Source organism: Burkholderia cepacia ATCC 25416, assembly GCF_001411495.1.
Lineage (GTDB): Bacteria > Pseudomonadota > Gammaproteobacteria > Burkholderiales > Burkholderiaceae > Burkholderia > Burkholderia cepacia.
This window is the reverse complement of the sequence record NZ_CP012982.1, coordinates 1,528,619-1,549,707: the sequence shown is the minus strand read 5'-3', so window position 1 is coordinate 1,549,707 and position 21,089 is coordinate 1,528,619. Positions and strand designations below refer to the sequence as shown.

The window sequence follows — 21,089 nt, the reverse complement described above, 5'->3', positions numbered from 1 at the left end:
TTTTTTGTTTCTGGCGGCCGCCGGGCCGCTATGCGGCGTCGTCCGTGCCCGCGCGGGTCATCGGCAAGTGCACGGTGAAGCGGCTGCCTTGCCGTGGCGCGGACGTCACGTCGATCGATCCGCCGTGGCGCTCGACGACCGTCCTGACGAACGGCAGCCCGAGCCCGACGCCGCCGCTTGCATCGCGATACGTGCCGTCCACCTGGAAGAACGGCTCGAACAGCCGCGGCATCGCCTCGGCCGGGATGCCGATGCCGTTGTCCGCCACGGCGATGGAGACGTGGCGCTCGTCGGAGGTGATCCATACGTCGACGACCGTGCCTTCGTCCGAATACTTGATGGCGTTGTCGAGCAGGTTGGTCAGCGCGCGGAGCAGCATGTCGCGATTGCCGAGCACGAACGCTTCGTCGCCGTCTTCATGCGGACCGTCGACGCGAATCCGCTTCGCGCCCGCACTGTGCCAGACCTGATCGACCGCTTCCATCGCCAGGTCGCTCGCGGACACCGGTATGTAGGCGCCCTGGTCGAGATGCTCCGCGCGCGAGAGCTGGGTGAAATCCTGCGCGACGCGCAAGCTGTAGTCGACGAGCCTGTGCAGGTCCGCGAGGAAATCGGGATCGGTCGAACCGTTGCTGACGCTGTGCTGCTCGAGCAGCGACAGCACGGTCGAGAGCGGATTGCGAAGATCGTGCGCCATGTGGCGCAGTGTCATGCGGTCGCTTTCGACCGCCGCCGTGATGTTGTGGATGTCGACGAGGCAGATCATGCTGGCCGTGGAGCGATGACGATCGCCGTCGCCGAACGGCGTCACCATCATCATGTGCGTGCGCGCGTTCAGCGTGAGTTCGGCCGAGTGGATCCGCCCGGTTTTCTTCGCGGCGAGGATTTTGTCGTAGGCGATGCCGATCACCTGCCGGGCGGCCGCATCGCTGTCGACGTCGATCGATTTCAGCATCGCGTTGCCGCGTTCGTTGCACATCAGCAGGCTGCCGTCCTGTTCGACGAAGATGGGATAAGGCAGCGTATGGATCACGTCGACGTAGGTCGACTGCCATTCGCGGATGCGCGACATCGCCTGCGCGACGTCGTCGTCCGTCGGCGCCGCATCGTCGGCGTCGCCCGTTTGCGCAAGGCCCGCGAACGTGTGCCGGCCCGCCAGCCCGCGCAACCCGCGGTATTCCTTCATCAGCGCGGCGCGCAGGCTGCCTGCGCGCCGCCAGCCGCAGACGGCGAAGATCGTCACGCACACGGCAAGCGACGGCCCGACCGGTGTCCAGTATGCGCCGTACACGAGCAGCGCCGTTTCGCCGGCGACGTAGGCAGCCAGCCACGCCAGCGCGAATCCGTACATGCGTCGGCCCGGCACGAGCAAGCAGATCAGCAGCATGCCGATCGCGACCGCCATGCTGACGACCAGCTGGATCCCGGCCGGCACGCGCCGCATCAGGTGCCCGTCGAGCAACGCTTCGGTGGCGAGCGCATCGACCTCGACACGCTTCACCCTTCCGCCGCTTCTCGTCGACAGATAGAACACGCCCGTCATCTCGGACATCCCGTCGCCGATGAACACGATGCGGTCGCGCCATGCCGACGCGGGCACGCGGCCCTTCAGCACGTCGACGAACGAGTAGCTCGCGAGGTCGAAGCGCAACGGAAGGCCCAGCAGGATCGTGCCGTCTTCGACTCTTCCCATCCGGGTGACATGCGGCTGCACGTGGCGACGCACGTCGCTGTCCGGCAGCGGCACGTTGGCGACGCGGATCGCCTGCAGGCCGACATGGGGAATTTCGTCGCCGCTGCTGCTTTTGACATAGGGCACGATGCCCTGCACCAGATGGTCGCTGCCCAGCACGATGCTGCGCTGGCCGATCGCCGCGGCCGCTTCCCGCAGCGACCGCGCCGGCAGGATCACGGTATCGGCCCGGTCGTGAACCGGCGACATCTGGGCGGGCAAGACCACGCGGCCGTGCCTCGCGATCGCGGCCGCCAGCACCCCGTCGTCCTGAGCCGGCGAGATCATCGTCATGTCGAGGACGACGCTCGACGCGCCGGCGACGCGATCCAGCACCCCCGCATAGGCCGTGCGCGTATAGCTCCCGCTGCCGCCCAGTTCGGCGAGCGTCTTCTTGTCGACCATGATCACCGCGACCTTGTCGCGCGGCCCGCGATCGATGCCGGATGAAACGGCGTGCCAGTAGAGTCGATCCACGGGCGAGAGCAGCGTCTCGACGGCGGCAGTGCAGCTCAGTGCCGCAAGCGCGGCGACGCCGGTCAGCAGCAGCCATGTGGACGGGCGTGCCGACGCTGCGATTCCCGGAACCTGGCGGAGCCTGTCGAGCATAGGGCGGCGTTTCCTCGAACAAGATGTTGTTGGATGTCGACCGGGATGCTGCAGCGCCGGGCGCCCCCAGCAAACGATGCTTGCCGGTTCGCGCCATGCGGGTTTTCCCGTCGGGAGAGTCTAGCGTTGTTTGCGCCGTTCGGGAGCAGGCGGCGGGGCGAAATCGCTCCGGAACGAAACCGGCGGCGCCGGGCGGCGCGTTGAGAATGGGTTGAGGATGTTTGAGCGGGGAGCGGGGCGTCGCAACAATGCGGATTCCTTTCCATTCGCGCCGTTTGCGCCTTGCCATTCCATGATCGTGAAGAACCTCAGCCATGCCTTCGCACTGACCGCGCTGTCCGCGGCCGTCGCGGCCATCCTGGTACCGTCCGGCGCATCCGCCGCTCCCGCGTACGCGCCGATCAAGCATTACCAGGACGGTGTCGAGCAATGCCTCGCGTGGCAGCCGGGCAGCGCCGATCCCGTCGTCGCGGCCTGCGACGGCGCCGCCGCGCAGGACTGGGCGTTCGTGCCGGGCGCGGGGTATTACCAGATCCGCAATGCCGGGGCCACGCAGGCGCGCGGCCAGGACATGTGCCTGCGCACCCGGGCCGGCAATACTGGCATGGGCGGCGTGTCGATCGACGCGTGCGCCGGCGGCGACGCGAAGATGTCCCAGTGGCGCTTCGAGACGGGGCCGGCCGGCCGTCTTGGCATGCTGAACGCGCACCGGATCTCGACGGGGCGAGACGAAGTGCTCGCGATCCGGGCCGGGAGCCAGGGCGTCGCGATGCAGTTCGCCCGCGGCGAGGCATCGGCGGCGTGGGTGTCGGCGGCGACGTTTGCGCCGCCGCAGCGCCCGCTGATGGGCAACAGGACGGCGCTGGTATTGACCGCGCACTTCGGCAACGCCGCGGCGAACGATCCCGGGATCATCCGCAAGGCCGTGTTCGGCGACGGCGACGACTATTCGTCGCTGCGCCGCTATATCGAAGTGGCGTCCCACGGCAAGGCCACGCTGGGCGGGACCGTGCTCGGCGACGTCGACCTGGGCGCCCGCCCGGCGACCTGCAGCTCGGGTGCGTTGCTCGACTCGGCCCGCAAGGCCGCGCTGGCGCAGGGCACCGATCCGGCGCGATTCGACTACCTGCTCGTCGATTTCTCGAAGCTCGGCAGCTGCGGCTGGGCGGGGCTGGCGGCGCAGCCGGGCAACTGGATCCTGTCGAACGGCAATGGCCACGGATACTGGATGTGGACACACGAATTCGGTCATTCGCTCGGCGCGTCCCACCCCGATTCGCTGATCGACTGCCCGACCGTCGGCGGCACGGTGCAGGTGGGTGCCGCGTGCCGCACGGGCAAGGTCGACGATCCGTCCGACACCGTCGGCGGCGGCGGCCGTCGCCTTTATCCCGGCAGCTACCAGCTGTTCTCCGGCTGGCTCGATCAAGCCCAGGTGCCGGAAATTCGCGAGTCCGGCACCTACAGGCTGATGCCGCTGTTCGGCGATCAGGCGGGTGCGAAAGGCTATCGCATCGCGCGCAGCGACGGCACGCAGCTGTGGCTCGAATTCCGGCAGCCGCTGCGCGGTTTCGACGACTGGAAGGCGGACGATCCGTTCGTCAACGGCGTGATCGTGAGGACCGTCCGGTATCAGGGCAGCTCGCTGAAGAATACGCTCGTGGATACGACGCCCGGCAGCGCCGGCGGCATGAAGGATGCCCCGCTGATGCCGGGTCACGCGCTGCACGACACGCTGTCCGGCAAGATCGTCACGGTGAACTCGGTCGGGCCGGACGGCGCCGTGGTCACCGTGAAGAACGACGGCGTGCTGCTGCCGGAGGCCGCCATCACGGGGCCCGCGCAAGCCGATGCGAACACAACGGTCACGTTGTCCGGCGACGCATCGGTCGGCGATCGCCTGCGATACCGGTGGAGCGCGCCGGCCGGCGTCGCGCTGGAGCAGAACGGCAGTCGTGCGAGCGTGGTCGTCCCGCCGGCCGACCGGGATCGCGAGTACGCGTTCGGGCTGACCGTGATCAACGGCAACGGGTATGCGGCCGGCACGACGCACGTGCTCAAGGTGAAGGCGCAGGAGGCGATTGCGCCGCCGGGCGCGTCGATCGCCGGCCCGACACGGGCCGTGGGCGGCGAACGCGTCACGTTGTCGAGCGCGCAATCGACCGGGAAGGGCCTGTCGTACGCGTGGACGAGCCCGCCCGGCGTGCAGCTCAGCCAGCAGGGGGCGACGGCGAGCTTCGTCGCGCCGAAGGCCGGGAGCGAGCGCGGATATGACTTCCGCGTGACGGTGACCGATGCGCTGAACCGCCAGTCCGTGGCCACGCACCGTGTGACGGTCCAGGCCGATGCCGGCGAGGCGGTCGAGTCATGGGATCCGAAGCGGACCTACGCCGCCCCTTGCCAGAAGGTCGCTTACGCCGGCAAGCGCTGGATGAACGGCTGGTGGGTGCTGGGCGACGTGCCCGGCCAGGGCGGCGAATGGGGCCCGTGGCGCGAATTCGGGGTGGCCAACATGCATGCGCAGTGCAAGGTCAAATGATCGAGGGCGCGCGCCGGACGGGCGGCGAAGCACCCGTCCGGCTGCCGCGCGTGCGATGGCTGGAATACCGGCATCGGCCGGTGGCGCGCCTGCTCGCGGCACCGTTGCGCACGGCGAGGTGCCGGTTTCCTCGCTCCTGGGCAGCAAACCGGGCGCAGCGATCAATGCCTGCCGCAGCGCGGGCCGCAATTCCGCGAATACGCCAGGGCCCCGTCGTGCACGACCTGCCGCAGTCTCGCGCACGGTTCGGCCGGAACGCAGTTCTACGTAATTCTACGTAGCTCCGCGTACGTAGTTAACCGCTTGTAAGCCTCCCCGGTCACACGGAATACTACGGCCCATCGCCGCGGCCTTTGCGAGACCGCGGCACGACGCATCGACGTCACGCGGGTTCGGCGCCTCGCCGCATCCACTCAAAAACACATTGGAGACCAGGAGACGCCATGAATCGGGCTTCCAGTACCCTGCTCTGGATTGCGGTCGCGCTGCTCGGCGCGTTCGCGTTCGGCACGATCGCGCTCGCACACGGCGAGCGCGTCAGTGCCCTCTGGATCGTGATCGCCGCAGTCTGCGTGTATCTGATCGCGTATCGCTTCTACAGCCGTTTCATCGCCAGCAAGGTCATGCAGCTCGACGGGCTGCGGATGACGCCGGCCGTCAAGTACAACGACGGCCTCGACTACGTGCCGACCAACAAGTACGTGCTGTTCGGCCATCACTTCGCCGCGATCGCCGGCGCCGGCCCGCTCGTCGGGCCCGTGCTCGCCGCGCAGATGGGCTACACGCCCGGCATGCTGTGGATCCTGGCCGGCGTGGTGTTCGCCGGCGCGGTGCAGGACTTCATCGTGCTGTTCATCTCGACGCGCCGCGACGGCCGTTCGCTCGGCGATCTCGTCAAGATGGAGCTCGGCACGGTGCCCGGCGTGATCGCGCTGTTCGGCGCGTTCCTGATCATGGTGATCATCCTCGCGGTGCTCGCGCTGATCGTCGTGAAGGCGCTGACCAATTCGCCGTGGGGCACGTTCACCGTCGCCGCGACGATTCCGATCGCGCTGTTCATGGGCGTCTACACGCGCTACATCCGTCCGGGCCGCATCGGCGAAGTGTCGATCATCGGCTTCGTGCTGCTGATGGCGTCGATCGCGTTCGGCCAGCACGTGCACGATTCGCCGACGCTCGCCGCGTGGTTCACGTTCACCGGCACGCAGCTCACCTGGATCCTGATCGGCTACGGCTTCGTCGCATCGGTGCTGCCGGTGTGGCTGCTGCTCGCGCCGCGCGACTACCTGTCGACGTTCCTGAAGATCGGCACGATCCTCGGCCTCGCGATCGGCATCCTCGTCGTCGCGCCGGAACTGAAGATGCCCGCGCTGACGAAGTTCGTCGACGGCACGGGCCCGGTGTGGTCGGGCAACCTGTTCCCGTTCCTGTTCATCACGATCGCGTGCGGCGCCGTGTCGGGCTTCCATGCGCTGATCTCGTCGGGCACGACGCCGAAGCTGATCGACAACGAAACCAACGCGCGCTTCATCGGTTACGGCGCGATGCTGATGGAATCGTTCGTCGCGATCATGGCGCTGGTTGCCGCGTGCGTGATCGAGCCGGGCATCTACTTCGCGATGAACGCACCGGCGGCCGTGCTCGGCTCGACGCCGGAAGCGGTGGCCAGCACGGTCACGCAGTGGGGCTTCGTGCTGACGCCGGACATGCTGACGCAGACCGCGAAGGCCGTCGGCGAAACGACGATCATCGCGCGCGCGGGCGGCGCGCCGACGCTGGCCGTCGGCATGGCGCACATCCTGCACCAGGTGATCGGCGGCGAAGCGATGATGGCGTTCTGGTATCACTTCGCGATCCTGTTCGAGGCGCTGTTCATCCTGACGGCCGTCGACGCCGGCACGCGCGCGGGCCGCTTCATGCTGCAGGACCTGCTCGGCACGTTCCACCCGGCGCTCAAGCGCACCGAGTCGCTGCCCGCGAACCTGGTCGCCACCGCGCTGTGCGTGGCCGCGTGGGGCTACTTCCTGTACCAGGGCGTGGTCGATCCGCTCGGCGGCATCAACACGCTGTGGCCGCTGTTCGGCATCTCGAACCAGATGCTGGCCGCGATCGCGCTGGTGCTCGGCACCGTCGTGCTGTTCAAGATGAAGCGCGAGCGCTATGCGTGGGTGACGATCGTGCCGACCGCGTGGCTGCTGATCTGCACGCTGACCGCCGGCTGGCAGAAGATTTTCGACGCGAACCCGAAGGTCAGCTTCCTCGCGCACGCCGCGAAGCTGCAGGCCGCGGTGGACGAAGGCAAGGTGCTCGCGCCGGCGAAGTCGATCGCGCAGATGAAGCGGATCATCTTCAACGACTACATCGACGCGGCGCTGGCCGGGCTGTTCATCTTCGTCGTCGTGGCGATCGCGGTGTACGGCGTGATCGCCGTGCTGCGCGCGCGCCGCGAGTCGAAGCCGACCGTGCGCGAGACACCGTACGAAGCGATGCCGGCCGCGCAGGCGCTCGGCAGCGGACGTTAAGGGGAGGCCGCGATGTTCAGCGATCTTGGCAGCGACCTGCGCAGCGCGGGGCGTTACCTCGGGCAGGCGTTGCGGCTGATGGTCGGCCTGCCCGACTACGATACCTACGTCGCGCACATGCGCGAGACCCATCCGGACCGCGAGCCGATGACGTACGAGGAATTCTTCCGCGAGCGTCAGAATGCGCGGTACGGGTCGGGAGCAGGGAAGTGCTGTTGAGCGGTTGAAACGGCAGGAAAGAACGAAAAGGCGTCATGGCGTGAGAGCCATGACGCCTTTTTTTCATGCCGACGCAAGGCGACCGGCTCGTGCAGCGCATGCCGTCGCGTGCGGCCGTCAGTCGTCGTGACGGAGCGCAAGCACCGCGGCGGCCCCCGCGGCGAGCGCGATCAGCGTCAAGGCGACGGCGAAACCGATCGCGCCTGCCGTGAAGCCGACGCGGTCGATCGCATACCCGGTCATCACGGGCATCAGTCCCGCCGGGAGGTAGCCGCCGATGTTCATGACGGCGTTCGCCTCGGCGCGCCGCGCGTCCGGTACGTGCAGGCCGATCAGCGTCAGGCCGCCGAGCTGCCCGAGGCCTTGTCCCGCGCCCGCGAAGAGCGCCGCCGCGACGAGGACGGCGGCCGACGACGCATGCACGGCGATGCACAGCATCACCATCGACAGCATGGTGGCGACCGTGCCGGCAACGAACGTCGTACGGATCGATCCGCGCCGTGCGACGAACTGGACACCGGTAGCGGCGATGAACATCGCGCAGGCCATTCCGCCCGCGAGCAGCGGGCTGCGCACGTGAAGCAGGCGTGCCAGCAACGACGGGCCCAACGCAAGCACGAAGGAGGTCGCGGTGATGCCCGGCCCGAACACGGCGACACCGCTGGCGACATGGCGCCGGTTGTGAACCGGCACGGACGGCAGACGTAGCGGCGGCGCGCCGCCTGGCGCCGGCGCGGGCCGGTTGCGCGGCAGCCGCAGGGCGACGGCCGACGCGCTCAGCAGGATCACGAACTCGACGCCGAAGACGAGGGCGACCGGATGCGCGGCGGTTTGCGCGGCAATCCCGGCGAGCAACGGCCCGAGCCCCGCGCCGAGCACCATGGCGACCGACGCGAGCAGCGCGGCCTTGCGCCGCTCGGTGCCCGCGAGATCGATCACCGACGCCATGCCTGCCGACACGATCACGCCGACCGCGATGCCCGTCAGCATGCGGGCGACCGCGAGCATGGCGACGGACGACGCGGTCGCGAACAACGCGCACGCGATCAGCGCCGCGGCGAGGCCGGGCAGCAGGACCGGCTTGCGCCCGTAACGGTCCGAAAGCTGGCCGGCGACGAGCAGCGTACCCAGCAGGCCGGCGATGTAGAGCGCGAAGATGACGGTCAGCGTGCCGGACGAGAAACCGAGTGCGCGCTGCCACGAAACGTACAGCGGCGTCGGCGAGTTGGACAGCATGAACACGGCGGTGACCATCCAGGCGGCGTGTGCCATGCGGGGCACGGAACGCGAGCCCGCGGGTCGCGATTGGGGGACGGCGGTGTCGGACATGAACGCACTCCTTGTACGAGTTTTTTCGAACTAAGCTATAGTTCGAAAAAACTCGTACAGGGTGATATGCTTGCCGACATGAAACGCACCCACCCTGAACGGGCGGCCGGCCTCGCGCCGGCACCTGCGGATTTGCCCGATCCGCTGCCGGAGCCGGACGTCGCCGAGCTGCGGCTCGAAACCATTCTTGGCGCGCTGGCCGATCCGTTGCGACTGACGATCGTGCGGAAACTGATGCTGGAATCCGAGGCTTACGACCATCCTTGCGGCTGGTTCGGCTTCGATCGCCCGAAATCGTCGCTCACCCATCACTTCAAGGCGTTGCGCGACGCGGGCGTGCTGCGCCAGCGTCAATACGGGCTCGAGCGGCGCAGCCGCGTGCGCACGGAAGATCTCGATCTGCGCTTTCCCGGCCTGCTGAAGCTCGTGGCCGAGTGGGCGCCGCCGGCAGACAGCGACGGTTGACGGCGGGTGGATGGTGGATGGCGGAGGGGGGATGAGCCGCCCGGCGGGGCGCGCCGGTTCGCCAAGCGGCGGCGAGCGTGACGCACCGGGCGCGCAGCGCCGCGGCGCCGTCCGAGTGCCGGGTTTGATCTGCCTGCAACCCGGCTTCGTTTCCCGGCCGGTATCATGTGAACCATTCACCCCGATGAACCCGCACAGGAGGAGCCCGTCGTGCATGCCGGTGAGCGTTTCAACAGCATTACCCATCTCGTCGGCGCGGTGCTATCGGTGGCAGGGCTGGTAACACTGGTGACGATGGGCGCGCTCGAAGGCGACGCCTACAAGGTGGTGAGCTTCAGCGTATACGGCGCGATGCTCTGCGTGCTCTACGCGATCTCGACGCTGTACCACAGCGTGCGTAGCCCGCGCCTGAAAGCCATCCTGCAGAAGTGCGACCACTCGGCGATCTACCTGCTGATTGCCGGCAGCTATACGCCGTTCACGCTGGTCACGCTGCGCGGCCCGTGGGGCTGGTCGCTGTTCGGCGTGAGCTGGGGGCTGGCCGTGTTCGGGATCGTCCAGGAACTGACGCTCGGGCGGCGCACGCGCATGCTGTCGATGATCCTGTACGTGGCGATGGGCTGGCTCGCGCTCGTCGCGGTACGTCCGCTGATTCACGCGCTGCCGCCGGTCGGCACCGCGTGGCTCGTGGCCGGCGGCCTCATCTACAGCGCGGGCATCTACTTCTTCATCAACGACGAACGCATCCGCCACGGGCACGGCATCTGGCATCTGTTCGTGCTGGCCGGCAGCCTGTGCCAGTTCGTCAGTGTCGCGATGTACGTTGCGTGAGAGGAAGGCGGCGTCAGCCGCCGCCGGCGCCGAGTCGACCGGTCGCTGATCGGCGATCGCACCGGCACGCGAGGTCGTCGTGTTCGCAACGCGGATGTCGACGTATCGCGATGAATCCGGGGGCGTGTCCGGGAAGATCCGCCGACGCGCGGCATGGTTCGGCATTACACGCTGTCGCGTCGGGCGAGGGAACTACTCGCCTTCCGCGACACGAATCCCGGCCGTGTGAGCGCCGACTTTCGGCGCTTTGCCTGTCCTTGTCGCGATCCACCACATCGGCATCGCAGACGCGGATATTGCCACGGCGGCCAGCAACGCCACCCGCATCGCCACCGGAAACGGCTGCACGGTCGCGATGCACGCGCCGAAGATCGCCACACCGAGCGCCGACCCGCTCTGCCGCGCCGCGTTCAGCGCGGCCGCCGCCACGCCCGCACGGCGGCGGTCGACCGTCCCGAGCGCCGGCGACGTCGCGGCCGGCGAGATGAATCCCGATGCAAAGCCGATCGCGAGCATCGGCGCGACGGCGAGCCATGCCGGTGTCGCCGCACCGATGCCCGTCATGCCGAGCGCGCCGGCCGCGTAGAGCGCGAACGCGGCGCACATCGAGCCGCGCGCACCGAAGCGTGCAACGAGCCTGCCCGAGCATAGTCCGCCGAGCGCGACCATCGCCGTCATCGGCAGGAACGCGAGCCCGGTGTCGAGCGGGCTCGCGCCGCGGATCTGCCGATAGAACAGGCTGAGGACGAACAGCAAGCCGTAGAACACGAACGCCGATGCCATCGACACGAACGTCGATCCGGCGAACAGCCGGTTGCGGAAGAACGCGAGCGGCAGCATCGGTTCGCGGCGCCGCGCTTCGATCGCGATGAACGCGATCCACGCGACGGCGCTCGTCGCCGCGCCGCCGACGATCGGCGCCGAGCGCCAGCCGAGCGACGGGCCTTCGATCAGTGTGCCGATCAGCGTGGCGATCGCGACGATGGCCGCGGCCTGGCCGCCCCAGTCGAAATGTCGCGACGCGTCGCCGGCGGCGCGCGTGACCGTGCGGGCGAGCCAGATGCCGGCAAGCCCGAGCGGCAGGTTCACGAAGAAGAGGCTGCGCCACCCGGACAGGTGGATCAGCAGGCCGCCGATCAGCGGGCCCGACGCCATCGCGATGCCGCCGCAGCCCATCCACAGGCTGATTGCCGATGCGCGCGCGGCCGGCTCGGGGAACGCGCGGTTGAGCAGCGCGAGCGAGCAGGGCACCAGCATCGCGCTGCCGACGCCTTGCAGCGCCCGGGCGATCGCGAGCGCCGGGAGGCTCGGCGCGATGCCGCATAGCGCGGATGCGGCGACGAAGATCGCGAGCCCCGCGACATAGACGGTGCGATCGCCCAGCCGGTCGCCGAGCGTGCCGCCCGTCATCAGCAGGCTCGCGAACGCGAGCGTGTACGCATTCACGATCCACTGCAGGCCGGCTATGCGGCTGCCGAACGTGTGGGCGATATCGGTGAGCGCGACGTTGACGATGGACGCGTCGAGCAGCACGAGCGTGTAGCTCACGCAGGTCGCGGCGAGCACGCGGCGGGCCGTGGCCCGGTTCGGTGCGGCGGCCGTCATGCGTGGTCGGGTGCCGGCGCGGCGGCCCGCAGCGCGAGAAAGCCGACCCATCCCCAGTACACGCGATGATGCGCGATCAGCCCGTCGCGCAGGTCCATCACTTCGACGAGATCGACCTGATCGCCTTCCGGCGTCGCGCGCGGATATTCCCACGTGAGCTGGCGGCCGTTCGAGAAGAACGACCCGGTGCGGTACCAGCGCCCGAGCCGGCTGCCCGGATTGCGCAGGCCGGCCGCGAAGAACGCGCCGATCGCGGCCTTGCCGTGCAGCACGCCTGAGCCGTGATCGGGCAGCGTGACGACGATCAGCGGCGTTTCGAGCACCGCGTCGTCGGTATATAGCGCCATCAGCGCATCGACGTCGCGTGCGACGACGGCCGCGTGCCAGCCTTCGTAAATGTGCCGGGCATCGGCATCGGGGTGTGTCATGGCGGGTTCCGGAAGTGTCGATAACGGAACCCACTGTATGAGCGCGCCGTCGCGGGACGTTTCACGTCGACCCGAAACGTGGATGCCGCCGCGGCGAAGGCGGCGCTTTCCTGCCGTTTTTCGGCCGTTATCCGGCCAGCGCGTCGAGATTCAGCACGTACGACTTCCCGATCCACACTGCGCAATCGCGATGGTCGCGCAGTTCGTCGCCCGTATTCGGATGCAGGAAGATATCCAGCGCGCCGTGGTTCAGCACGAGCCACGGCACGATTTCGTCGAAGCGCGTGGTGTCGAACGCGATCTGGTACGACCACGCCGGGTGCGGGCCGACGAGGCGTTCGTGAAAGCGGCCGAGTTCGATGACCGCGCCGAACCGTTCGTCGACGACCTGGCGAAACGCCCACGCGGCGTCGCGGCTGGCCGCATCGAAATAGACGTGCGCATGCCAACTGTGGATGGCGGTGGTGTCGAGGGCAGCCATGGAAGGACTCGTTAAAAATGGGAATGCATGAGGTGCCGTGCGAAACGGCCGATGCGTGATTATCGCGCGTCCTTGCCGCGCACGTCGTGTCGCTATCCGGCAATCCGGATGCGATGCTTGTCCTGAATCACGAGAACCGTTCGATCCGGCAAGGCCGCGGTTCGAGATATCCGCGGGTATCCGCACGCGCGATATCACGCCGGAAGCCTTGCCGGAAGGTGCGCCCGCTGCGATCGCATCGGCAACACGTCATTTCGGAAATTGAAAAAGCGCTGTGTGCACGGCTTCGGATCGTCTGAACAAATGCGATCAGGGCATTGAATGAAATAAAGAAATTCCGATTGAGAGGGATTCGCGCATGACGTGGTTCGCGCACCGAATTCCGAAGCCGAAAATATCAATTGCGGAATCGGCTATTCAAGCGGCATGCAGCGCGACATACGATGCTTTCAACGCATCGTCGAACACGATCGATGCGGGGACAACCACCTGGAGGCCACTATGCGATCCCTCGTTCCCGTTGCCGTACTTTCCTGCGCACTCGTTGCGCTGCCCGCCGTCAGCTTTGCGCAGTCGGCCGTTTCCGATGGGGCATCGAATGCCTCGCTGTCGAGCTGGTCGGCGGCGCGTGCCGAAACCAACGCGCAACTGATGCAGATGACGCGCGCAGGCTATCGCGCGACGTCGGCCGGCAACCAGAACTATCCGCTCGCGATGCAGCGTGCGCTCGAACGTGTCCGCAATCCGGTGCCGGACCGGTCGCGCGAAGAGCGGGCCGAGATGGAGGCGCGCGCCGCACGCGACGCGCAGGGCGGCCATCCGGTCAAGGCGTTCTTCGTGAAGACCGCGTACTACCTGAAGGGCGAGAACACGTTCTGATGCAGGAGACGAGCATGGCTTGCCCGATCCGATTTGCCTGCGTCGTGCGCGCGTCGGCGCTGCGCCGGCTGCCGGCCGCGCGAGCGTCGCAGCGGCGGGACGATGCGCGCAGCGCGCGACGTCGTGCGAAACCCCGCCGCCTTGCGCACCGTGATGCCGTTGCGTGCCGTACCGCGTGGCCGGCCGTCGCGGCGAGCGATGCGCCCGCAAGCGGGAGCCCGTCATGAAGGGCTCCCGGAAGCACCGCCGCCACGTGCCGCTGACCCGCGAGTGGTTGCTGCCGCTGCCGCCGGTGCATGCACGCGACATCTCGCTGAAATGCCACATGGCGCTCGTCGCGCTGCGTGGCGGGCATGGCAACGAGGCGCTGCTGATGCGGTTGCGCACGAGCGTCTACCTGGTGTTCCTGGCGCTCGACGATGCGGTGTGCGCGGATGCCGACATCGACCTGTGCGTCGACGCCGAGCGTGCGCTCGACGCGGGCGTGGCACGCGCGGCGCAAGGCGGCGCATGGACACTGCACGACGACGAATGCGCGGTGCTCGAGCAGGTGCTTGCGGCGAACGACACCTGCGTCACGACGCTCACGCGGCGTCGGCTGGCCGAGCTGTGGGAGCACGTCTGCGCGTTCGCGTCGAGCGGCCAGCCGGCGCTCGTCGCGGGCGCGGCGGAGAAGATGCGGGTGCACGCGGCCGAATCGCTGGCCGCGTAGCGTCGCACCGGTTTCGCCGGGAGTCTGGAGGAGACAGGGCCGGCCGCACCGGCACGGCCGCCGTTAATCGCCGAAGCAGCGATTGCACGGCTGTCGCGGCCTGTCGTGGCCATAAGGTGACGGCGGAACGCGACTCGACACCTCGGCCCAAAACAAAAGCGCCACGGAGCAGGCTCCGTGGCGCTTCTTTTTTCCCGCCGGCGCGGAGGGCAAGCCCCCGCGTGGCGAAACGCGCTTAGGCGGCGGCTGCCGGCTTCGCCGGCTTCTGCAGCTTGCCCTTGCCGGCGCGCTGGATTTCCTCGAGCTTGATCTCGACGTGGCGCGAGAACACGTACTCGGCCGGACGCTGCTTGTCGATCGGAATGTCCGGTGCGAACGGGCCGTCGGTCTTGATGCCCTTGCGGCTCACGGCGAACGCCTTCAGCGGATGCGCCATCGTGTCCATCACGGCGGTCGCCTCGAAGCCGCAGTGGACCATGCAGTCCGCGCACTTCTCGTAGTTGCCGACGCCGTAGTTGTCCCAGTTCGTGTCTTCCATCAGTTCCTTGAAGGTCTTCACGTAACCTTCGCCGACCAGGTAGCACGGCTTCTGCCAGCCGAACACCGTACGCGCCGGGTTGCCCCACGGCGTGCACTTGTACGTCTGGTTGCCGGCCAGGAAGTCGAGGAACAGCGACGACTGGCTGAACGACCAGCGCTTGCCGCCTTCGCCGCGCTTCAGGATCTCGCGGAACAGGTTCTTCGTCTTGTCGCGGTTCAGGAAGTGCTGCTGATCCGGTGCGCGCTCGTACGCGTAGCCCGGCGACACGGTGATGCCGTCGACGCCGATCGGCTTGAGCGTATCGAAGAACTTCGCGACGCGCTCGGGGATCGCATCGTTGAACAGCGTGCAGTTGATGTTCACGCGGAAGCCGCGGCGCTTCGCTTCCTTGATCGCCGCGACCGCCTTGTCGTACACGCCTTCCTGCGACACCGAGTGGTCGTGCATCTGCGCGTCGCCGTCGAGGTGGACCGACCAGACGAAGTACGGGCTCGGCTGGTAGTCGTCCATCTTCTTTTCCATCAGCAGCGCGTTCGTGCAGAGGTAGACGAACTTCTTGCGCTTCATGATGCCGCGGACGATTTCCGGCATTTCCTTGTGCAGCAGCGGCTCGCCGCCGGCGATCGACACGATGGGTGCGCCGCACTCGTCGACCGCTTCCAGGCATTCCTGGACGGACAGGCGCTGGTTCAGGATGGGATCCGGGTAATCGATCTTGCCGCAGCCGTTGCAAGCGAGGTTGCAGCGGAACAGCGGCTCGAGCATCAGCGCGAGCGGATAGCGTTTGTTGCCGGACAGGTGTTGGCGCGTGATGTACGCGCCGACGCGGACTTGCTGGAGCAGCGGAATAGACAAGAGATGTCCTCCTTAAACTTCGCGGGCGACAGCTTGCGTGAGCTTCGCCGGCAACTTGAATTCGACTTTTTCTTCACGGCCCGCCATCGTCGTGACGTCGACGGGGCCCAGCGCGCGCAACGCGCCGATTACATCTTCGACCATTTCCTCGGGCGCGGACGCCCCGGCGGTCAGGCCGACGGTCGTCGCATTCGCGAACCATTCGGCCTTGACTTCCGAACCGTCGGCGACGAGATAGCTCGGCACACCGCTTTCGGTGCCGATCTCGCGCAGGCGGTTCGAGTTCGAGCTGTTCGTCGCACCGACCACGAGCAGTACGTCGACCTGTTCGCTCAGTTCGCGCACGGCAGCCTGGCGATTCTGCGTGGCATAGCAGATGTCGCGCGTGTCCGGGCCGACGATGTCGGTGAACCGGCGCTGCAGCGCTTCGATGATGCCGCGCGTATCGTCGACCGACAGCGTGGTCTGCGTGATGTACGCGACCGGCGTGTCGACGGGCAGCGTCAGCGTATCGACTTCCGCTTCGCTTTGCACGAGGATCACCTCGGCCGGAATCTGGCCGATCGTACCCTCGACTTCCGGGTGGCCCGCATGGCCGATCAGGATCAGCCGGCGGCCCGCCGCGACGTACTGGCGGCCTTGCACGTGCACTTTCGTGACGAGCGGGCAGGTGGCGTCGAGCACGTCGAGCCCGCGCGTTTCCGCATCGCGCTCGACCGTCTGGGCGACACCGTGCGCGCTGAAGATCGCGACAGCGCCGTGGGGCACCTCGTCGAGCTCCTCAACGAATCGCGCCCCTTTATTACGCAGGTTTTCGACGACATGCCGGTTATGCACGATCTCATGACGCACATAGACCGGCGCACCGTGCTGTTGCAGCGCGCGGTCGACGATCTCGATCGCACGGACAACTCCCGCACAAAAGCCGCGGGGCTGGGCAAGGATGACTCGCATAAGTGAGCGAACTCCGACGACAGACGCCGGGGTTCGAGGAGCTGGCACTCGCTCGCTCGCCCCGGCTTGATGTTATGAAGGCAGGAACGAACCGGCCGGCCAGGCCCCGGAACCCCGAATTAATCGCGCATTTTAACTCTATCGGGCCGTCCTTGCTTTGGTGCTGTGTCTGCCGTGTTGCATTTGCGGGAGAGCCGCGTCGGCGCTGCCGCGTGCGGAACCCAGTAAACTATGCGGTTTCGCGGGCAGCCGCTCCGGCTGCCCGGCGCCGCGCTCATTCCAAGGCCATTCGATGACCGTCGATTCTTACGCGTATTACCCGGCCGCCCGTGCCGTTTCGGGCGTTTTGTTCCCGACCCCCATTGATTTTGCCGAACCCGGCGCCTGGCAGGAGGCGCGCCGATGATGCTGGTTCTCGCTTTCCTGGTGTCCGGGCTGTCGCTGATCATCTGGATCGTGCTGCTCGTCGCGCGCGGCGGTTTCTGGCGCGCGGTGCCCGCGCGGCCGCTGCCGCCCGAGGCGCGCGGCGCCGCGGCCGAGGCGGGCTGGCCGGCCGTCGTCGCGGTCGTGCCGGCGCGCAACGAGGCCGACGTGATCGCCCGGGCGGCGACTTCGCTGCTCGAGCAGGATTACCCGGGCGAATTTCATCTGATCATTGTCGACGACCACAGCGACGACGGCACCGCCGACGCGGCCCGCGCGGCCGCGCTCGCGATCAACCGCGCCGACCGGCTGACGGTGCTGGCCGCGAAGCCGCTGCCGGCCGGCTGGTCGGGCAAGGTGTGGGCGCAGTCGCAGGGGATCGCCGCGGTGCAGGCGCTCGGCCTGCCGGCCGACTACCTGCTGCTGACGGACGCCGACATCGGCCATCCGCCGGACGCCGTCGCGCAGCTCGTCACGCGCGCGCAGGCCGAGAACCGCGATCTCGTGTCGCTGATGGTGCGGCTGCGCTGCGATTCGTTCTGGGAAAAGGCGCTGATCCCGGCGTTCGTGTTCTTCTTCGCGAAGCTCTACCCGTTCTCGTGGATCAACAACCCGCGCAACCGGACGGCCGGTGCCGCGGGCGGCTGCATGCTGGTGAAGCGCACGGCGCTCGAGGAAGCGGGCGGCATCGAGTCGATCCGCGGCGCGCTGATCGACGACTGCAGCCTGGCCGCGCAGATGAAGCACCGCGGCAGCGGCCGCCACCCGATCCGGCTCGACCTGGCCGACCGCAGCGTGTCGCTGCGCCCGTACGACAGCTGGCGCGACATCTGGAACATGATCGCGCGCACGGCGTTCACGCAGCTGCACTACTCGCCGCTGCTGCTGGCCGGCACGCTGCTCGGGATGACGATCATCTATCTCGTGCCGCCCGCCGCGGCGCTCGCGTACGGCGCGCGCGCGTGGCCGGCGTGGCTCGCGTGGGCGTCGATGTGCGCCGCGTATGCGCCGATGCTGCGCTACTACCGGCGCTCGCCGCTGTGGGCGCCTGCACTGCCGCTCGTCGCGCTGTTCTACGTCGGCGCGACATTCGCGTCCGCGTGGCGCTACTGGCGCGGCAAGGGCGGCCAGTGGAAGGCGCGCGTGCAGGCGCCGGTGGAGCGCTGAGCGGATCCCGGGAGGCGTGCCTCCCGGCAGCCGGAAAGCAAACAGCCCGATCGTGGAAACGATCGGGCTGTTTCGTTTTCGGCGGGGGCTGCCTGCCGGTGCCTAGCGCTGGGTCAGCATCATGTACATCTGGATCACGACGTCCGGCGAGAACGTGAACGGCACCCAGCCGTAGCCCGTGTGACGGGCGACCAGCAGGCGATCGCCGTTCGACTGCTTCTGCACGGCCATCATCGGGTTCTTCGTCGTCACGAAGCGCCAGCCGGCCGGGATGCCGGGCGGCGGCTCGGGCTGCATCGACGCGCGAGCATGCGCGAGTTCCTCGATCAACTGGCCCAGTTGCTCCGGATGCAGCGTGATCGATTCGCCGTTGATGGTCAGCGTGAGTTCGTTCTGCGTCGGACGCGATACGTGCAGCGTCGATTTGTCGGACGGCGCCGGCGTGTTGGCGGCTTCGGCTTCGGCTTCGACTTCACCTTCAACCGGCGTGTCGGCTTGCGCCGTCGCGACGATTGCCGTCCCGGTGTCGGCCGTTGCCTCCACCGCTTCGGCCACGGCCGGCGCGGGCGCGTTCACGGCCGGTTCCGCCGCCGGCGTGTCGGCCGGCGCGGGTTCGACGACTTCCGCCGCAACGGCCGTGGCGGCCACCGCGCTCGTCGCGGCTTCCTTGACGACGGCCTCGACCAGCGCCTCGGCGTCGGCGATGGCCTTCGCGTGGTGCTGCGCAGCCGCTTCGGCTTGTGCGATCGCTTCGGTATGGCGTTGCGTGACGGCCTCGGCCTGCGCAGCGGCATCGGCGTGGCGTTGCGCGGCCGCCTCGGCCTGCGCGATCGCTTCGGTATGGCGTTGCGTGACGGCTTCGGCCTCGGCGGTGGCGTCGGCGTGACGCTGCGCGGCGGCCTGCGCTTCCGCGATCGCCTGCGCGTGCTGCTGCGCGAGCGCTTCGGCTTCGGCGATCGCGGCCGTGTGGCGCTGGGCGGCGGCTTCGGCTTCCGCGATGGCGGCCGCGTGGCGCTGCGTGGCCGCTTCGGCTTCGGCGGTCGCTTCCGCGTGACGCTTCGCGGCGGCCTCGGCTTCGACGGTCGCGGCCGCATGGCGCTGGGCGGCCGCTTCGGCTTCGGTGGCTGCGGCGTGATGACGCTGCGCGGCGGCCTCGGCTTCGGCGATCGCGGCCGCGTGGCGCTGCGACGCCGCTTCGGCATCCGCGTGACGCTGCGCGAGTGCTTCGGTCAGCGCGGTGGCTTCCGCATGGCGTTGCACGGCGGCTTCGGCTTGCGCGGTGGCATCGGTATGACGCTGGGCGGCGGCTTCGGCGGCGGCGGTCGCGCTCGCGTGGCGCTGCTGCGCGGCCTCGGCTTCGGCGGCGGCGGCCGTGTGGCGTTGCGCGGCGGCCTGCGCTTCGGTTTCCGCGGCGGCGTGACGCTCTGCCGCGGCCCGGGCTTCCGCTGCTGCGGCGCGCGCGAAGGCTTCCGCGCTGCGGGCCGCCTGTTGCGCGGCGTGGTGATCGTGGAGGAGCTGATCGACGCCCACGGTGAGCGAAGCGATCTGATCGTTCAGGTTCATGCGTGTCTTCTCTGCGTAAGACCCGCGATTTTAACCGCTGCGCCGGTGCCGGGCCGTGCGCGACGTGTAACAAAGTGCGCAAAGCGGCGTGAAGTACGCCGCTTTGTGTTACTTCAGGTAGCCCGCGGAGCCGAACCAGTCGAGCGCATCGCGCAGCCCTTCGCGGTACGGGCGCGCACGGTAGCCGAGCTCGCGTTCGGCCTTCGCGGACGTGAAATACATCTTGTTCTTCGACATCCGCAGCCCGTCCACGGTGACGAACGGCTCCTTCTTCGTGAACTTCGCGACCGCTTCCGCGCCGACTGCGAGCGGATAGAGCGGCCAGCGCGGCAGCGCGATCGTCGGCGCCTTGCGGCCCGTCATCTGCGCGATGTCGGCGAGCATCTGCTGCAGCGGCAGGTTCTCGCCGCCGAGGATGTAGCGCTCGCCGATCCGGCCGCGCTCGAGCGCGAGGAAGTGGCCGTGCGCGACGTCGTCGACGTGCACGAGGTTCAGCCCCGTGTCGACGAACGCCGGAATCTTGCCGAGCGCGGCCTCGACGATGATGCGGCCGGTCGGCGTCGGCTTCACGTCGCGCGGGCCGATCGGCGTCGACGGATTGACGATCACGGCCGGCAGCCCTTCGTCGGCGATCATCCGTTCGACCGCGCGTTCCGCGAGCACCTTGCTGCGCTTGTAGACGCCGATCGCCTGCTCCGCCGTGAGCGGCCGGTTTTCGTCGGACGGATCGCCGGCACTCGTCACCTTCAGCGTCGCGACGCTGCTCGTGTAGACGATCCGCTCGACGCCTTCCGCGCGTGCCGCGCGCATCGTCGCGACCGCCCCCTCGAGGTTCGCGCGCTCGATCTCGTCGGGATCGGGTGCCCACAGCCGGTAGTCGGCCGCGACATGCAGCAGGTAGCGCACGCCGCGCAGCGCGGCGCGCATCGACGCCTCGTCGCGCATGTCGCCGGTGACGATCTCGGCGTCGAGATCCGCCACGTTCGTGCGCGGGCTGGTCGGGCGCACGAGCACGCGCACCGCATAGCCTTTCTGCTGCGCGATGCGCGCGACGGCCGAGCCGACGAAACCGGACGCGCCGGTGACGAGAACGAGATCGCGGGAGGTATCAGTCATGCGTTTCCTTCAGGGCCGCGCGCGGGCGGCGCGGCGGTTGAGCGTCGGCGAGATTGTACGTGGTCGGCGCGCGCGGCGACGCAAGGCCGCGACGGGTGCGGGCATGTACGAAGCGGCCG

At 68.4% G+C, this 21,089-nt stretch carries 17 protein-coding genes; 8 read left to right on the top strand and 9 right to left on the bottom strand.

Annotated elements, in window-relative coordinates; genetic code table 11:
* Positions 1–28 precede the first annotated feature (28 nt).
* Positions 29–2,341 carry an ATP-binding protein gene (locus APZ15_RS24275; RefSeq protein ID WP_027790301.1) on the bottom strand — a complete coding sequence of 771 codons (2,313 nt, stop codon included), beginning with the start codon at positions 2,339–2,341 and terminating at the stop codon, positions 29–31.
* Positions 2,342–2,633: 292 nt separating this feature from the next.
* Between APZ15_RS24275 and APZ15_RS24270 the strand changes: the two genes are divergently transcribed.
* The 3 genes from APZ15_RS24270 to APZ15_RS24260 all read left to right on the top strand — a co-directional run bounded on the left by APZ15_RS24270 (position 2,634) and on the right by APZ15_RS24260 (position 7,621).
* Complete coding sequence (locus tag APZ15_RS24270) at positions 2,634–4,880, top strand: carbohydrate-binding protein (RefSeq protein ID WP_226153315.1); 2,247 nt, start codon at positions 2,634–2,636, stop codon at positions 4,878–4,880.
* A gap of 443 nt (positions 4,881–5,323) precedes the next feature.
* Entirely contained in the window at positions 5,324–7,402 is a 2,079-nt protein-coding gene (locus tag APZ15_RS24265) for a carbon starvation CstA family protein (protein WP_027790302.1), read from the top strand.
* A gap of 12 nt (positions 7,403–7,414) precedes the next feature.
* Complete coding sequence (locus tag APZ15_RS24260; protein ID WP_006480280.1) at positions 7,415–7,621, top strand: YbdD/YjiX family protein; 207 nt, start codon at positions 7,415–7,417, stop codon at positions 7,619–7,621.
* A 117-nt stretch (positions 7,622–7,738) separates the two neighbouring features.
* Here APZ15_RS24260 and APZ15_RS24255 read toward each other — a convergent pair whose 3' ends face one another.
* Positions 7,739–8,950, bottom strand: coding sequence for an MFS transporter (locus APZ15_RS24255; RefSeq protein ID WP_226816282.1), 1,212 nt, complete (start codon positions 8,948–8,950; stop codon positions 7,739–7,741).
* A 78-nt stretch (positions 8,951–9,028) separates the two neighbouring features.
* On the opposite strand from APZ15_RS24255, the gene APZ15_RS24250 reads away from it, so the two are divergent.
* A complete protein-coding gene (locus tag APZ15_RS24250) occupies positions 9,029–9,415 on the top strand; it encodes an ArsR/SmtB family transcription factor (RefSeq protein ID WP_088611426.1) in 387 nt (128 codons plus the stop codon).
* Between the two features lie 210 nt (positions 9,416–9,625).
* Positions 9,626–10,246 carry a PAQR family membrane homeostasis protein TrhA gene (gene trhA, locus APZ15_RS24245; protein WP_021158676.1) on the top strand — a complete coding sequence of 207 codons (621 nt, stop codon included), beginning with the start codon at positions 9,626–9,628 and terminating at the stop codon, positions 10,244–10,246.
* A 192-nt stretch (positions 10,247–10,438) separates the two neighbouring features.
* Here trhA and APZ15_RS24240 read toward each other — a convergent pair whose 3' ends face one another.
* The 3 genes from APZ15_RS24240 to APZ15_RS24230 form a co-directional block, all read right to left on the bottom strand.
* On the bottom strand, positions 10,439–11,851 hold the full coding sequence (locus tag APZ15_RS24240; RefSeq protein ID WP_027790304.1) for an MFS transporter: 1,413 nt from the start codon (positions 11,849–11,851) through the stop codon (positions 10,439–10,441).
* A complete protein-coding gene (locus tag APZ15_RS24235; RefSeq protein WP_027790305.1) occupies positions 11,848–12,279 on the bottom strand; it encodes a nuclear transport factor 2 family protein in 432 nt (143 codons plus the stop codon). Before APZ15_RS24235 ends, APZ15_RS24240 begins: the two co-directional genes overlap by 4 nt.
* A 127-nt stretch (positions 12,280–12,406) precedes the next feature.
* Positions 12,407–12,760, bottom strand: a complete 354-nt coding sequence (locus tag APZ15_RS24230; protein ID WP_027790306.1) for a DOPA 4,5-dioxygenase family protein — start codon at positions 12,758–12,760, stop codon at positions 12,407–12,409.
* A gap of 501 nt (positions 12,761–13,261) precedes the next feature.
* On the opposite strand from APZ15_RS24230, the gene APZ15_RS24225 reads away from it, so the two are divergent.
* Positions 13,262–13,639 (top strand): hypothetical protein, encoded by a 378-nt coding sequence (locus APZ15_RS24225; protein ID WP_027790307.1) that lies wholly within the window; start codon positions 13,262–13,264, stop codon positions 13,637–13,639.
* 223 nt (positions 13,640–13,862) lie between these two features.
* Positions 13,863–14,351 carry a hypothetical protein gene (locus APZ15_RS24220; protein WP_027790308.1) on the top strand — a complete coding sequence of 163 codons (489 nt, stop codon included), beginning with the start codon at positions 13,863–13,865 and terminating at the stop codon, positions 14,349–14,351.
* Positions 14,352–14,586: 235 nt separating this feature from the next.
* Here APZ15_RS24220 and hpnH read toward each other — a convergent pair whose 3' ends face one another.
* Both hpnH and ispH read right to left on the bottom strand, forming a co-directional pair.
* Positions 14,587–15,747: an adenosyl-hopene transferase HpnH gene (hpnH, locus tag APZ15_RS24215; RefSeq protein WP_021158681.1), complete on the bottom strand. Its 1,161-nt coding sequence runs from the start codon at positions 15,745–15,747 to the stop codon at positions 14,587–14,589.
* Positions 15,748–15,759: 12 nt separating this feature from the next.
* Complete coding sequence (ispH, locus tag APZ15_RS24210) at positions 15,760–16,701, bottom strand: 4-hydroxy-3-methylbut-2-enyl diphosphate reductase (RefSeq protein WP_027790309.1); 942 nt, start codon at positions 16,699–16,701, stop codon at positions 15,760–15,762.
* A gap of 402 nt (positions 16,702–17,103) precedes the next feature.
* On the opposite strand from ispH, the gene APZ15_RS24205 reads away from it, so the two are divergent.
* Positions 17,104–18,291 (top strand): glycosyltransferase, encoded by a 1,188-nt coding sequence (locus APZ15_RS24205; RefSeq protein WP_027790310.1) that lies wholly within the window; start codon positions 17,104–17,106, stop codon positions 18,289–18,291.
* 102 nt (positions 18,292–18,393) lie between these two features.
* Here APZ15_RS24205 and APZ15_RS24200 read toward each other — a convergent pair whose 3' ends face one another.
* Positions 18,394–19,854, bottom strand: a complete 1,461-nt coding sequence (locus APZ15_RS24200) for a hypothetical protein (RefSeq protein ID WP_027790311.1) — start codon at positions 19,852–19,854, stop codon at positions 18,394–18,396.
* Between the two features lie 108 nt (positions 19,855–19,962).
* The gene (gene hpnA / locus APZ15_RS24195) at positions 19,963–20,970 is read right to left on the bottom strand and encodes a hopanoid-associated sugar epimerase (RefSeq protein ID WP_011353724.1); all 1,008 of its coding nucleotides are present in this window, start codon (positions 20,968–20,970) and stop codon (positions 19,963–19,965) included.
* Between the last annotated feature and the right edge of the window lie 119 nt (positions 20,971–21,089).

Bases quoted from the DNA above. Each gene is read 5' to 3' on its own strand.
- APZ15_RS24250 (WP_088611426.1), top strand. From the start codon at position 9,029: ATGAAACGCACCCACCCTGAACGGGCGGCCGGCCTCGCGCCGGCACCT.
- hpnA (WP_011353724.1), bottom strand. From the start codon at position 20,970: ATGACTGATACCTCCCGCGATCTCGTTCTCGTCACCGGCGCGTCCGGT.
- APZ15_RS24265 (WP_027790302.1), top strand. From the start codon at position 5,324: ATGAATCGGGCTTCCAGTACCCTGCTCTGGATTGCGGTCGCGCTGCTC.
- APZ15_RS24270 (WP_226153315.1), top strand. From the start codon at position 2,634: ATGATCGTGAAGAACCTCAGCCATGCCTTCGCACTGACCGCGCTGTCC.
- APZ15_RS24220 (WP_027790308.1), top strand. From the start codon at position 13,863: ATGAAGGGCTCCCGGAAGCACCGCCGCCACGTGCCGCTGACCCGCGAG.
- APZ15_RS24225 (WP_027790307.1), top strand. From the start codon at position 13,262: ATGCGATCCCTCGTTCCCGTTGCCGTACTTTCCTGCGCACTCGTTGCG.
- APZ15_RS24200 (WP_027790311.1), bottom strand. From the start codon at position 19,854: ATGAACCTGAACGATCAGATCGCTTCGCTCACCGTGGGCGTCGATCAG.
- APZ15_RS24235 (WP_027790305.1), bottom strand. From the start codon at position 12,279: ATGACACACCCCGATGCCGATGCCCGGCACATTTACGAAGGCTGGCAC.
- ispH (WP_027790309.1), bottom strand. From the start codon at position 16,701: ATGCGAGTCATCCTTGCCCAGCCCCGCGGCTTTTGTGCGGGAGTTGTC.
- APZ15_RS24205 (WP_027790310.1), top strand. From the start codon at position 17,104: ATGATGCTGGTTCTCGCTTTCCTGGTGTCCGGGCTGTCGCTGATCATC.
- APZ15_RS24230 (WP_027790306.1), bottom strand. From the start codon at position 12,760: ATGGCTGCCCTCGACACCACCGCCATCCACAGTTGGCATGCGCACGTC.
- APZ15_RS24240 (WP_027790304.1), bottom strand. From the start codon at position 11,851: ATGACGGCCGCCGCACCGAACCGGGCCACGGCCCGCCGCGTGCTCGCC.
- APZ15_RS24255 (WP_226816282.1), bottom strand. From the start codon at position 8,950: ATGTCCGACACCGCCGTCCCCCAATCGCGACCCGCGGGCTCGCGTTCC.
- APZ15_RS24260 (WP_006480280.1), top strand. From the start codon at position 7,415: ATGTTCAGCGATCTTGGCAGCGACCTGCGCAGCGCGGGGCGTTACCTC.
- APZ15_RS24275 (WP_027790301.1), bottom strand. From the start codon at position 2,341: ATGCTCGACAGGCTCCGCCAGGTTCCGGGAATCGCAGCGTCGGCACGC.